Here is a 13,429-nt window from a genome sequence, read left to right on the forward strand (position 1 = left end):
CATTTCACCCATTGGGTGACTCCTGTCTTTAGTCCGAAAACCTTGACACTACTACGTTTGAGCTAATTTTTGTAGATCTAACTGAGGAAAATAGGTTAAAAGAGGCGATTACCAGACCCGGCGATTGTAATACTGTTTAAGGAGATGATCATGAAGTTGAAGAACAGCCATAACTTATAGCCAATGGAACCGCCGTGGCGTTTGTGAAAAGGTGATGGAACAATTTTCAGCGCCTATTTAGAGAACCGCTGAACAGCAGTCACAATTTACAACGCCACCTCAGCCAGTCTACCGAAACATTTACATAAAATCAATCAGTTCCAACACGCCTGCTGCGTTCCACATCAAATACCGTCACCCGTCCTGCTTTGTTGCCCCAGGCATTCCTGATATACGATACGATGTATGCAATTTCCCGGTCCCGCAGCATTTGCTGAAATGGCGGCATGCCGTAAGGCCGCGGGTTTTCTTTTGTGGTAGCGGGATAGCCGCCTTCCAGAATGCTGCGAATGGTGTTGAGCGGAGACGCCATAATCACGCTGCGATTTTGCGCCAGCGGTGGATAAATTCCCGGCACACCCTCTCCGGACGCGCCATGGCATTCCTGGCAATGGATTTGATACAGCGATTCGCCCAGCACCAGATCAGGATATGCGCTGACAGGAACTGACGGCGTGGTATCGGCCGCATAATCCGACGCGCTATCCGCAATGGATTGCAGATACACAGCCACCGCCCGAAGATCGCTTTTAGATAAGTATTGCAGACTTTGTCTGATAATTGTCGCCATGGGGCCTGACGCTACCGAGCGTTCTGAAATCCCGACAGACAGCAACGCGACAATTTCATCAACCGTCCAATCGCGGCTGCCGGCTTCAAGATGCGAGGTCAGTGACGGCGCATACCAGTTCATGCCCATAATCTGTCCGCCCGCCAGTTCATCATCTGCTCCGCCCAGCAGGCTGCGGTTAGTATGACAGGCATTGCAGTGTCCCAGCCCCTGAACCAGATAAGCGCCACGATTCCACTGTTCTGTTCTGGCTGGATCGGGGGCATATTCACCAGGCTTGAAATACAAGGCGCGCCAGATATGCAGCAACGGCCTGAAATTGTATGGAAAACGAATAGCGTGCGGCGGATTGGCCTGATTGACTGCCGGCAGCGACTGCAGGTAGGCGAAAATCGCGTCGGCATCCTGCCGCGTTACTTTGGTGTATTCGGTATAGGGAAATGCAGGATAAAGCAACCGGCCGTCCGGTGACTTGCCTTCATGCAGTGCCTGCCAGAAATCCATCTCGGACCAGTTACCGATTCCCGTCTCTTTATCAGGCGTAATATTGGGTGTGACGAAAACACCAAACGAGGTGGTTAACCGGCGTCCGCCTGCAAACGGCTGTCCGCCACGGGCGGTATGGCATCCCATGCAATTACCCGCACGTGTCAGGTACGCACCACGCTGCTGCCGGGAATCGAGTCCGGCTGGATCGAACGGGTCGTTTGCATTACCGGATGCAGCTCTGTCTATTGCCAGGAGTACCAGCGCAATACCTGCAAACAAAAGCACGGTCAGTTTTTTAAGCTTATCGGACAAATGTGTGCAATAACTCATTGTTCTGGCCCGGCCAGGATAACGCCGCTGCACCGGTGTGCCAGTTCGGGCGCCAATGTGTCCGCCGGTCCGGGTTTATCTGAAACAGTCTGAGCCGCCAGCCATTTCGCGACGGCGTTAATTTCTGCGTCCGTCAGTTTCGTGGCAATCTCTGACATGCAATCGGACACCTGCCCCCGGATCAACCCACCGTTACGCCAGCTGCCGAACTGTGCTGACAAGTATGCGCGCGGCAGACCCAGCAACCCCGGAATAAACGGCGCTTTCCCCATTAACGTGCTGCCATGGCAGTCGCCGCAGGCCGGAATATCCCGATCCGCATCGCCTGAAAAGACAAGTCTTTCAGCCAAAATAATTTCATCGGATTGCATGTGATGCCGCTCGGGCTGATAGTCCGGCAACGCCTGCTCGGAAAAATAACGCGCAATATCCATCAGGTAGGCATCAGACATATTTTCAAGAAGAATCGTCATCGGTTGATAGTGGCGCCGCCCGTCCCTGAAGTTGCGCAACTGATTGAAAAGATATCCCTGCGGTTTACCGTCAATACGTGGATAGTAGACATGCTGCCCGGCCCTGCCCGCCTCGCCATGACAAACCGTGCATGCTTTGACCCGTTCCGCCATAGTATCCGGTACGACATTGGAGGCGTTGACTTCAAAGACAATCCAAAGCAGCGTTATCAAAACAAGATGTATCATAAAAAAACCGCAGCTTTTCACGGTTGCCGTCGTGTGAATAAATTGACATATAAACACAGACCCCGCTCTGTTTTAGTCAAATCAATGCAAATGGCGGCAGCGTTCGCAGTCACTGCTCAAATCCGTTGGTAATGGGGCGCCGCCAGGTGGTGCCAAAATCACATTGTGTGACACGGATGCCCGGTGGTGACTGGCGGCGCTTGTATTCGTTAACCTTGATCAGATGTATAACCCGGTGGACATCCGTTTCGCTGAAACCTTTTTCTATAATTTCCGCAGATGACAGATTATTTTCAACATACGCTTCCATCACGGCATCAAGCACCTCATACGCAGGCAGGCTGTCCTGGTCGGTCTGGTTATAACGCAGTTCCGCGGACGGCGCGCGCTCAACAATACGCCGGGGAATAATTTCGGCAATCTGATTACGGTATTTGCACAACTGATAAACCATGGTTTTGCTGATATCTTTTAACACCGCAAAGCCACCGGCCATATCACCATATAAGGTGCAATAACCCACGGCTATTTCGGATTTGTTGCCGGTTGTCAGAACGATATAACCGGTTTGATTCGATAATGCCATCAGCAGCGTACCACGTATACGCGCCTGCAGATTTTCAGGCACAGTACTCACATAATTGTTTCCGGGCGATAACTGAAAATCATTTTCCAGCGCCAGTAGAAAATGATCAAGCAACGGCTTGATCAGGCTCTGACTGTGTTTAACACCCAGTGTTTTTGCCATGATTCCGGCGTCCTCAAGGCTGAAGCTCGATGTATACTGCGTGGGCATCATGGCTGTCCACACCCGCTCAGCGCCCAGCGCATCCACGGCAACCGCCAGCGTTAATGCCGAATCAATACCGCCGGACAAACCAATGAGTACACCGGGAAAATTATTCTTCTCGATATAGTCCCGCACCCCCACGCACAATGCTTGATAAATACTGGCAACCGTCGATAAATGCGGTTCAATATACCCGTTCACCGGTACCTGGTTTTCGATTTCAACCAGAACCACTTCTTCCTTGAACTCGGCAAACTGGTGGGTCAACACGCCTTGCCTGTCCATCACGAAAGAGGCGCCATCAAACACCAGCTCATCTTGTCCGCCCACCAGATTGGCATGAATGATGCTGATACCAGTTTTGTTGATAAACTGCTGGGTTAGCTGGTAACGGGAGACCTGTTTATTAATATGGTATGCGGAAGCGCTCAACACCAGCAAATGATCGGCATCCGCATCGAACAGGGTGGTATCGTCATGTGTATGCGCCTGCCAGAAATCCGCACAGATCAGAATACCGAACTTAACACCGCCCACTTCAAACCGGCAAGGCTCCACACCTTTATCGAAATAATAGTATTCGTTAAAAAAAGGCGCACGATTCAAAATATGCTTATGATGATACGCTATAATTTCGCCGTTCCGGATGACTGATGCGGAGTTATACAGCTTGCCATTGCGAAAATCCGGATGACCGACGACCAGTGTAATCCCGGAAATTTCTTGGACCAGATCGCTCAGCGCATTGGCGCAGTGTTCATAAAATGTTTCTCGCAGCAACAAATCAGCCGGCGGATAACCGGACAAAGCGAGCTCCGGCGTTACAACCAGTTCGGCGCCGGCTTCTTTTGCCTGCTCAGCCGCATCGATTATTTTTGCAGCATTACCGGCAATATCGCCGACAGTAAGATTGAGTTGGGCTATAGCAATCTTCATGTATAGGCGGATTCATCCGTACCGACTAAAAGGGCAATGCAGCATCCGGCAAAACACGCAGGATATTGTCACGAAAATCCTGCTGAATGCGTTCCAGCGCTGCCACATTCTCGGCTTCAAAACGCAAAACAATGACGGGAGTCGTATTGGATGCGCGCGCAAGTCCAAAGCCATCGGCATATTCAACCCGCAATCCGTCAATGGTAATAACCTGCTGCGCGGCGTCAAAGCGTGCACCCCGCTGAAGTTCGGCTATCAGAGCATGGTTTTCGCCTTCCCGCACCCTGATTTGCAACTCCGGCGTATTGACCGAATCTGGAAGACTGTTTAATACGTCATCCATGTTGTCAGCATGACTGAGCAACTCCAGCAGCCGGGCACCGGCGTACAAACCGTCATCGAAACCATACCATCGTTCCCTGATAAAGAAGTGCCCGCTCATTTCACCTGCCAGCAGCGCATTGGTTTCCTTTAATTTGGCCTTGATAAACGAATGTCCTGTTTTCCACATGACAGGCACGCCGCCATGCTGTTCGATCCACGGCGCCAGATTACGCGTACATTTGACATCGAAAATAATCTGCCCTCCAGGATTTCTGGACAATACATCCGCAGCAAATAACATGAGTTGACGATCCGGATAAATAATATTGCCGTCTTTGGTGACGACACCCAGGCGGTCACCATCACCGTCAAAGGCCAGTCCGATTTCAGCATCTGTCGTGGCAAGCGCATGGATCACATCGCGCAGATTGTCTGGCATCGACGGATCGGGATGATGATTGGGAAATGCGCCATCGACATCGCAAAACAGTTCAAGCACATCACAGCCCAGTTGCCGGTAAAGTGCGGGGGCGAAGGCACCTGTAACGCCATTGCCACAATCAACAATAACTTTTATCGGACGATCGAGTCCAACATCATCGACAATGCGCTGAATATAATCATCACCGATATCGCGTTTGGCGTAACTGCCATTACCATGCGCAAGATTCTGATTATCAATACGCAAACGCAGCGCCTGTATGGATTCCGCCGCCAGTGTTTCACCGCCCAGCACGATTTTAAAACCGTTGTATTCCGGGGGATTATGACTGCCTGTTACCATTACGCCGGAAAAATTACAGTGCTCAAACGCAGCGTAATAAAGCATCGGTGTCGCCACCATACCGACATCCAGCACGTCCACACCACTGTTGAGAATACCCCGTATCAATGCTTCAGAAAGCGACGGCCCCGATAGCCGTCCATCCCGGCCAACAGCAATTGAATTCAATCCTCGCGCATGCGCCTCGGAACCAATTGCATGACCGATTGCTTCAACATGTGCCGCAGTCAGACTCTGATCGACGATACCCCGAATATCATAAGCCTTGAATATCTCACGTGGAACGGATTGTTTCGTATCATTCATATCGCTCATCGACTATGTTGTTCAACGCAAAAATTAATCATGTCAGTGATGCCCCGCAAGCGCACCCCCTTTGAGCGTATAATGGGTGCCACAATAGGGACACAGCGCCTCGCCTGATTTTTCTATAGGCAGATAAACCCGCGGATGCGTGTTCCAGAGTTGCATCTCAGGTGTCGGGCAATGCAACGGCAAATCATCGGCCGTAATTTCAATTTCTCTGTTTTTATTATCCGTTTGTTGATTCATAACAATATAATACTCCAATACAGCTTAGCCAACCAATGTAAGCCAATCATCATGACCGGCGCTCTTGCCCTTGACACAATCGAAAAACAAAGCCTGCAACTGCGTCGTGACCGGCCCGCGCTTGCCGCCGCCGATGGCGCGGTTGTCCAGTTCACATATAGGCGTGACCTCCGCAGCTGTACCGGTAAAAAACGCTTCATCGGCGCAATAGACTTCATCACGTGTAATACGTTTCTCCACGACGGGAATACCCAATTCCAGCGCAAGCTCGATGACAGATGCGCGGGTAATGCCTTCAAGGCAGGATGTCAAATCGGGCGTGTAGATCGTACCGTGCTTGACAATAAAAATATTCTCACCGGAGCCTTCTGCGACATAACCGTCAGAATCAAGCAACAATGCTTCATTGTAACCACATAATGCCACTTCCTGGTGGGCAAGGATGGAATTGGCGTAGGTTGTTACCGATTTGGCGCGACACATATTGATGTTGACATGGTGCCGGGTGAACGACGACGTTTTGACACGAATCCCTGTCTCCAGGCTATCGGCACCCAGATACGTGCCCCACGACCAGGCAGCAATGGCGATATGGACCGACAGTGTCGTTGCTGCAAGACCCATGGCTTCGGAACCGTAAAACACAATCGGACGGATATAACCTGATGTCAGGCTATTCTGCTTGACGACATCGCACTGCGCCTGCATGATCGTTGCTTTATCATACGGCATTTTCATCATGAAAATATGCGCCGAATTAAAGAGCCGGTCTGTGTGTTCTTTTAACCGGAATATTGCCGCCCCCTGCGCTGTCTCATAGGCGCGCAACCCTTCAAATACCCCCATTCCATAGTGAAGCGTATGCGTCAGTACATGCGTATTGGCTTCCCGCCAGGGAACCATTTCGCCGTCGTACCAGATAACGCCGTCACGATCAGCCATTGACATCCAGAAACTCCCGAAAAAAGACCAGTAAAAAGCGTATTCTAACTGATTTTTCATGCCGCGTTGAATGCTCTCTGTATAAAAGAGCGCGCCGGATGAAAATTAATCCGCAACCGTCATATAAACGGTTTTACGGATATATAAACACCCGGCATCCACCCCATTGGCCAAAGGGGGGGGTGTCGTCTGTGTTATGTGCAATTCTGTTTGTTCAAAGCGCTTGAGCATAATTGCACATAACACATGACGGCACCCCTAGATATCCCGGCTGTCGTACGCCCAATTCAGCAGCGCCTGTCTTTGTCTGCGGCGGCAACCCAGATCACCTTTCAAACAATGTTTTTTGATTTGCGCGGCATGCCGCTTCATCGCTTTCCAACGCTTGATCTGGCGCATATCGTCGGAACATCTGCGCCCCATATAGTAGCGGCAATACCATTGAAACCAGCCCCGCGGGTCATCCGCATGAATCCATCCTTTCTCACGCCAGACTGCCAGCGATTGCGACGCATTGACACCAAAAAAATTCAGTTCGGGCACATGCCGCTCATGGCACAACCGGGCATTGTCAAACCAATCGGCAGGAAACTCATCAACACAGTCTGTCATATATTTGCCACCGAACACACCCATTTGCAGCATCTGCCTGGGCGCCAGATCAGGCCTGAATTCAGAGTGAAAATGCTTTCCCACCGGCTCGGTCAGATAATACGCAAACCGCTGTTGCATTAAATCATTGACGACTACCCGATGTTTTTTCATAACAGCTTAACTTCTTGCATCGCAACCCATCATGACCGGGTTTTCAGCCGGTGCCAGCGAGCGGCGCCAGCGGACTTAGGAGCCGCGAATAAATAAGTGTGACAATTGGGCGCGTCTGGCGGGATGCAATGCAATGCAATGCGGGAGGATGAGCATAGCACAAGCTATGGCGGCGGCGACGAACAACGCCGCAGTGTGCCCGCCGGACGCGATCCAGGTGTTACAGTTATTTATGAACGACTCCTTAGTGAACCGTAGGCCCTGCATCGCGAAAAATAGCGTCGATCGCCAATGCATCAAAATGATATTCCCGATTGCAGATATCATCATGGACGATAACTTCGCCGCGTTCGCGCAAAATGGCATTCACCTCTTCACGCCCCAGTGACTGCAGCATTTCACAGATTTTTGCGGTATTTTCCTGACATCCATAGCTGATTGACTGCGCTTCAAAAATACGTACGGTTTCTTCAAAAAACAGACGCCTGAGTATTTCTTCAGCGGTACACGCAAACATAGCTGCGCCGCAGCTAGTTGCCGCAAGTGTTTCTATTCGCGTCCAGCCGTCGGGGTCGCGTGCATCGGTCAATGGCATTTTCTGCAGCATAATGCCCAGAACGGCAGCATTCGACGTTGTTAAAAACAGGCGTGACGACAGCTGCTCGGACTGCCTGAAATAATGCTCAAAAATTTCACCTATGGTGCCGCCGTCCAGCGGCACGATGCTTTGGTAGGCCTCTCGCATGGAATCCTTGTCCAGTGTCAGCACCAGCCGGCCATGACCCAGCAGGTCAGGCACCGGCTGCGCACTGATTTTTGAGGCATATTTTGCCATACCCCGCAAATGCAGGCTTTCGTCGCAATCGATGACCAGCATCGAAACGGGACCGCCGCCCTGCAGCTGTACGGTCAATCGTCCAGGTTGTTTAAGCTGATCGCTCAGCAACAATGTGACGGCACTCATCTCGCCAAGTAACTGCATCACAGGTTCAGGATATTTCCGGTCTTTCACCATTTGCCGCCAGACACTGTCCAGATGCACGACTGCGCCACGAATATCCAGATCCTCCAGTAAAAAACGTTGTACATAATTATTCATTGAATGCTCAGACCTTTCTTTTTTTGTATTGCAACCCATGCCTGCCCCGAAGCGATGGCGCTGTCATCAGGAGGTATATTCCGGGCTGTGAAAATAGATAACGCGCTGCTTTTAAGCCTGTTCATCAGCCCCTGCAGCTAAGCTCTATTATGAAAGCAGCCACCTCCTGTTGCAAGCCGTGTTATACCATACCGTTGCGGGGCCTGCCTCACCCACTCTGCCAGCCCCATGCACAATGTCGCATAAAACAATGCAGTGGCCCTGGCGACATCCCTGGTGACAGTCTAGTTGTTCATCAAATCCGAAAGCAATGGCAAAAAACCCAATGTATTATCGCTGGTGATCTGGCAGCTGTTTTCCAGTGCGTTTTCCGTACCGTTTTGCTCATTTTGTTCAGCAAGCTATTGCAGGGCACGCTGCCTGAGCCTCATTCGACTGAATCAGGTTCACACCCAATAGCCCGGCAACGCCAGCGGTGCCAAATGGCCGATACGCCGGAAATCAGCACCATCCACACACAACAATTCACCACCCCATGGCGTCATGTCCGCACCCAGTCCCAGTACGGGTTCTGTGATCCGATGCTCGGCGTACACGGCGACGATATGTGCATGATGATGCTGCACAACGATAACAGGAACGCACCGTTGCGCCGCAAAGCTGCGGGCAAACGTAGTGCTGTAGAAATCAGGATGCAGGTCGTGTACCGTTATTTCCGGTTCGATCTTCAGCCGCCGGCACATTTGTGCAACAACAACGTCCGGCTTTTTTCTGGCTTGCGCACTACTCAGATCCCCTATAATGGCTGAAAGGATTGCTATAGCCGAAAACAAGCAGATATTCCATTCTGTTTGAGAATATAAAAACCGTTTGCTAGTATTCTATCAATATGATTGCCGGGCTCAGTGAGCTTGTCAGTGTTCATGGCAAGGCGTGTCTTGCAGACAATGGCGTTCTATTACCAAAAAACACAACGCAGTCCATAGACTGCTAACAAGTTCACCCACTGGGCGTTACCGTGGTGCTCTGCAGCCGCGTCACACTGCTTGAAAAGGGAATAACCCTTTCCTGTGCACTGTGCCTTACTGCAAAGCACTACGGTAATACTGTACACGACAATATCATATTGATAGAGTACCGGTATATCGCTATGTTTTCTCATATTAATAGAATCAATGCAACAACTGCTCATTACTCTCGGGATCATTCTTTTAATTATCGGCCTGGCCTGGCCGTTGCTGTCCAGACTACCGTTCGGCCGCCTGCCGGGCGATATTTATATTCAGAAGGAAAATTTTACGTTTTATTTTCCTCTGACAACGGGCCTGCTGATATCGATCATTCTGTCTGTACTACTGTGGTTATGGATGCGAAAATAAATCATGTAACGCAGTATATTTTCCAATTGTTATTTTGCTTTTTGAAACGGCAATCCGATAAAATCATGGGCTTTGGCCGTGCTCTGGTCAATACCTGGCATATAAACTATCCGGCTGGCGTTATCGCCCCGGCCGCTGTCTGCCTTATTTGACGAATAAGATTTGATACAGATATTTGGCGACAAGTTTAGCCTGCGTTGCTGACGACGGCCACTCAAACAAATTTTTACAATTCAGAAGGAGGAACGTAATGACGACAGTAACTTTCGAAGTCAAAACTTACGAAATAAAAATTTCCCGCGAACTCACCGCTACGTCAAGCGGGGTAACATCTAAATTTCCTGCATACATTTTATGCAGAGGAAACGATTATCATCTCGTGATTTATATTCTGGACGACAGCAGTCCGGTACCGCCTAACACATTCATCCCTGAACGTAAACGCGGCACTCTTTTTGTTCCGAAATGGCAATATGAATGGTTTATCGATCTGTTACGCAATGAAAAACCGGTTTATTGCTATTTGAACAGCCAGTCGCCAGACTGGAATGCGCTTTATACGGGTCAAGAACCCGTTGGTGAGCATGAAATGTGAGTTTACGCTGCTGGGATCAACCTTTGCTTTGCAAACGCTGCAAACAAATATAAATCTGCAGCGATCAAACAATGCAACATTGATAATGTGCTTTATCGCATATTATGCGTTGACTGCAAAAGAGAGATGATATCGTGGTTACTACTGTTTAGCGCAATGGATAATGCATTCTGGCCCAGCACATTCCGGGCATGGATATTGACCCCTTTTCCGAGTATTGCCTCGACGATAGCCGGTTGGTTCTTCTGGACGGCGAGCATGAGCGCGTTCGAGCCGTTTCGATCGCTGATGTTGATATCGACTGCCTGATTGAGCAAGACAAAGACAATATCATATTGTTCAAAAACGATGGCGTTCATCAGTGCGGTTCGTCCGATACGGTTTTGTTTATTGACATCGGCTTTTCGCTTCAGCATCAGCCTTACGGCATCCAGATGTCCGTAAGAAGCTGCTTTCATTAATGCGGTATCTCCCAGAGAATCATCCTGCGCGTCGACAGGTATACTTGCATCCAGAAATAACGCAATCAGGTCTGTTTTACCCTGCTCGGCCTGCAGAAAAAAATTCGTCAGATCAAAATCAATGCCTTTTTCATTGAGCCTATAGCGCGCATTTGCTCTTTTTTTGGCCGCAAGTTCCTGTTGATCGACAGTCTGGCTAAGACTGATCTTCATAGCCTGCACTTGTTGCGCCCTGACATCGGCTAACAGGGTATCAATAGCATGATCGCCGGCGGCAATCTGCTTTGCTTTGATCAGGTTGGACTTCGCTGTTTTCCAGCGTGATTGCGCCATGGCTTGTTTTGCCTGTTGTATGAATTGTTGCTGAATACGCTCAATTCCCTGAATCGCCTCGATATTATCCGGCTGAATATCAAGAATCTGCAGATACGTCGTTACCGCATTATTCTCTTTTGGCAATGTCAAATGATTGTTTTGCGCCAGCACATCGGCCTTAGCAAGCAGAATCTGAACCGCCTCATCTGGGAGATAAGCCCGTAATTCGGTGGATTGATCCAGTATATTTCCGTTATCGTCAGCATCAACGGCATTGAAAGTCACACCCGCAGCTTTGAACTCGTCGGCAGCTTGATGTTCATTCAACGCACCATGATGGCCAGGATGCAATTCAGTAGCAGAAACCCAGGTTTCAGACTGCGCGTCCATAACAGGTTTTTCAATGCTTTCGGCAGATTGTGGCGCTGAAAACCACTGGAATGCAATTACTGTGGCTATGGCCGCAATTGCGGAAACAGCACCTAGCCGTATAAACGAAAGCCAGTTGCGACTGCGTCTTGTAATACCCGCATGACTTTGCGCAGCCACAGGCGCTTGCGCCAAATGCGAGGCCGATGCAAAAGCCGATACCGGATCAGGGCTGACGGACTTTTGCATGCTGCCCAGCAAGGGAAAAGATTCATTGTTATCTTCGAGCATGCAGAGTTCAGCGGCGTCAGCAATCTTTTGCTCTGTTACAGTCAATTGGTGTTCTTTATCCGCCTGAAACAGCGTCATTCCGCAAATCGTATTGATATGCCGCGGAATACCGCATGATAACGCGGCGACTGCGCGGATCGCGCCGTCGGTAAATATCGGCTCCCCGGTATAATGCACAACGCAAAATCGATGGACAATATAATCCCCAACCTCAACATCGCCAAAGGCATCCAGATAATAGATTCCTTGAAACAGGTTGCCGCCCAGCATCTGTTGCGCTGCGTTGAGCGGCTGCTCCAGGCTGTTACGCCCGGCCAGAATCAGCAAAGCGGAATTATTGCCGGCATTTTGCTGCACTATGGTCTTTAACAGTTTTTCCAGCGCATTTTCATCGATGTTGTCGGTGACGTCCATTACATAAACAGTTTTTCGGCAACCGCCCGCAGAAAGCTCACTGTCTTCATGAACAGCTGCAATAATATTGGAAAAATCATATTGAGACGCTTCAGACCATTCCTGGGCGTCGACAAAAGCAGATAAATCTTTATGAATAATATCCGCCCCATCCTGCACGGTTGTTTTTACCGCGTGCGTGATCAGAGTTGACTTGCCCACGCCCGCCGGTCCCAGCAAGCAGACAACGCCTGCCGATTGTGCTATGCATTCGGTTAACCGGTTGAATACCAACTGATGACTGTCGGGCAGATAAATGTTTTTTTGCCGGATCAGCTGACTAAAGGGATTTTTTTGCAACTTAAAAAACTGGCTATACATATCAATAGTCTCTCAGTGTTTTTCAACTGTTGTCAACGGGCAGCACAATAACCGAAGACTGCGCAATTACCGGCATTTCTCTTTTGTGAACGCGTTTATTTAAGGTCGACATCAATTGGTGTCCACAACAACGATTTCCACTCTGCGGTTCTGAGCACGCCCTTCAGGATTATCCCGCCCGTCTGGCATGGTATTAGGCGCTATCGGATATTTTTTACCATAGCCGCGCCGGGTGACTCTCTGGTTATCGACACCGTTGATCACCAAAGCGTCTGCGACCGCATTGGCGCGATTCAAGGACAATGTTTCGTTATAAGCACCGCTACCGATTGCGTCCGTATGCCCTTCAACCAGAATCCGTCTGTTAGATGCTCTGGGATCAGTCAAAACGGAGCTGATGTCTGACAGCTTTCCCTGTGCAACGGCGGTTAACCGGCTGCTGTCAAACTCAAAATATACCTCGGGTAAAAACACAACCACACCCTTATCGTGCTGCGCCGTACGGAAACCCATGCCGTCAAGCAGTTCAAGCAATTGTCTGTTGCTATACTGACTTGCGCACCCGGCGACCAGCAGCACCAATAAAAACACAATATACGCAGTTTTCTTCATCATTGCCGTTCCATCTGCAAACAAAACTAAAACTCCCCAATCCAGAAATTACCCGAGGTGTTGAGCGCTCATAGCGGTCAACCGGACACAAGCAAGCTCCAAGTGCCATTTTTGACACAAACTGCTGGCGG

Annotated in this window: 14 protein-coding genes and 1 pseudogene; 3 read left to right on the top strand and 12 right to left on the bottom strand. The window is 49.8% G+C overall.

Annotated elements, in window-relative coordinates:
- Positions 1 to 310 precede the first annotated feature (310 nt).
- The 7 genes from BMY60_RS09920 to BMY60_RS09950 all read right to left on the bottom strand — a co-directional run bounded on the left by BMY60_RS09920 (position 311) and on the right by BMY60_RS09950 (position 7,403).
- Entirely contained in the window at positions 311 to 1,609 is a 1,299-nt protein-coding gene (locus BMY60_RS09920) for a c-type cytochrome (protein WP_090333318.1), read from the bottom strand.
- On the bottom strand, positions 1,606 to 2,310 hold the full coding sequence (locus BMY60_RS09925; protein ID WP_256250787.1) for a c-type cytochrome: 705 nt from the start codon (positions 2,308 to 2,310) through the stop codon (positions 1,606 to 1,608). Before BMY60_RS09925 ends, BMY60_RS09920 begins: the two co-directional genes overlap by 4 nt.
- A gap of 109 nt (positions 2,311 to 2,419) precedes the next feature.
- Complete coding sequence (locus tag BMY60_RS09930; RefSeq protein ID WP_090333320.1) at positions 2,420 to 4,036, bottom strand: NAD+ synthase; 1,617 nt, start codon at positions 4,034 to 4,036, stop codon at positions 2,420 to 2,422.
- Positions 4,037 to 4,061: 25 nt separating this feature from the next.
- Positions 4,062 to 5,450, bottom strand: a complete 1,389-nt coding sequence (locus tag BMY60_RS09935; protein ID WP_090333321.1) for a phosphomannomutase/phosphoglucomutase — start codon at positions 5,448 to 5,450, stop codon at positions 4,062 to 4,064.
- A 42-nt stretch (positions 5,451 to 5,492) separates the two neighbouring features.
- Complete coding sequence (locus BMY60_RS09940; protein WP_090333323.1) at positions 5,493 to 5,696, bottom strand: zinc-finger domain-containing protein; 204 nt, start codon at positions 5,694 to 5,696, stop codon at positions 5,493 to 5,495.
- Positions 5,697 to 5,720: 24 nt separating this feature from the next.
- A complete protein-coding gene (locus BMY60_RS09945) occupies positions 5,721 to 6,644 on the bottom strand; it encodes a branched-chain amino acid transaminase (RefSeq protein ID WP_090333358.1) in 924 nt (307 codons plus the stop codon).
- A gap of 252 nt (positions 6,645 to 6,896) precedes the next feature.
- A complete protein-coding gene (locus BMY60_RS09950) occupies positions 6,897 to 7,403 on the bottom strand; it encodes a hypothetical protein (RefSeq protein WP_090333324.1) in 507 nt (168 codons plus the stop codon).
- Positions 7,404 to 7,526: 123 nt separating this feature from the next.
- Between BMY60_RS09950 and BMY60_RS16285 the strand changes: the two genes are divergently transcribed.
- Positions 7,527 to 7,661 carry a hypothetical protein gene (locus BMY60_RS16285; protein WP_256250788.1) on the top strand — a complete coding sequence of 45 codons (135 nt, stop codon included), beginning with the start codon at positions 7,527 to 7,529 and terminating at the stop codon, positions 7,659 to 7,661.
- Here BMY60_RS16285 and BMY60_RS09955 read toward each other — a convergent pair.
- The 3 genes and pseudogenes from BMY60_RS09955 to BMY60_RS09960 all read right to left on the bottom strand — a co-directional run bounded on the left by BMY60_RS09955 (position 7,648) and on the right by BMY60_RS09960 (position 9,335).
- Positions 7,648 to 8,502, bottom strand: a complete 855-nt coding sequence (locus tag BMY60_RS09955; RefSeq protein ID WP_090333326.1) for an Hsp33 family molecular chaperone HslO — start codon at positions 8,500 to 8,502, stop codon at positions 7,648 to 7,650. The genes BMY60_RS16285 and BMY60_RS09955 overlap by 14 nt on opposite strands.
- A 137-nt stretch (positions 8,503 to 8,639) precedes the next feature.
- A pseudogene (locus BMY60_RS16690) lies at positions 8,640 to 8,762 on the bottom strand (hypothetical protein); the annotation flags it as partial.
- Between the two features lie 186 nt (positions 8,763 to 8,948).
- Positions 8,949 to 9,335, bottom strand: a complete 387-nt coding sequence (locus BMY60_RS09960; protein WP_090333328.1) for a Kae1-like domain-containing protein — start codon at positions 9,333 to 9,335, stop codon at positions 8,949 to 8,951.
- 342 nt (positions 9,336 to 9,677) lie between these two features.
- Here BMY60_RS09960 and BMY60_RS09965 point away from each other — a divergent pair, with 342 nt between their 5' ends.
- Positions 9,678 to 9,881 carry a DUF2905 domain-containing protein gene (locus BMY60_RS09965; protein ID WP_090333329.1) on the top strand — a complete coding sequence of 68 codons (204 nt, stop codon included), beginning with the start codon at positions 9,678 to 9,680 and terminating at the stop codon, positions 9,879 to 9,881.
- Positions 9,882 to 10,131: 250 nt separating this feature from the next.
- Positions 10,132 to 10,476: a hypothetical protein gene (locus BMY60_RS09970; RefSeq protein ID WP_090333331.1), complete on the top strand. Its 345-nt coding sequence runs from the start codon at positions 10,132 to 10,134 to the stop codon at positions 10,474 to 10,476.
- Positions 10,477 to 10,568: 92 nt separating this feature from the next.
- On the opposite strand, the gene BMY60_RS09975 is transcribed toward BMY60_RS09970, so the two are convergent.
- Entirely contained in the window at positions 10,569 to 12,686 is a 2,118-nt protein-coding gene (locus tag BMY60_RS09975; RefSeq protein ID WP_090333333.1) for an ankyrin repeat domain-containing protein, read from the bottom strand.
- A 111-nt stretch (positions 12,687 to 12,797) separates the two neighbouring features.
- Positions 12,798 to 13,301 carry an OmpA family protein gene (locus tag BMY60_RS09980; protein WP_090333334.1) on the bottom strand — a complete coding sequence of 168 codons (504 nt, stop codon included), beginning with the start codon at positions 13,299 to 13,301 and terminating at the stop codon, positions 12,798 to 12,800.
- Between the last annotated feature and the right edge of the window lie 128 nt (positions 13,302 to 13,429).

Source organism: Nitrosomonas sp. Nm51 (genome assembly GCF_900111165.1).
GTDB lineage: Bacteria > Pseudomonadota > Gammaproteobacteria > Burkholderiales > Nitrosomonadaceae > Nitrosomonas.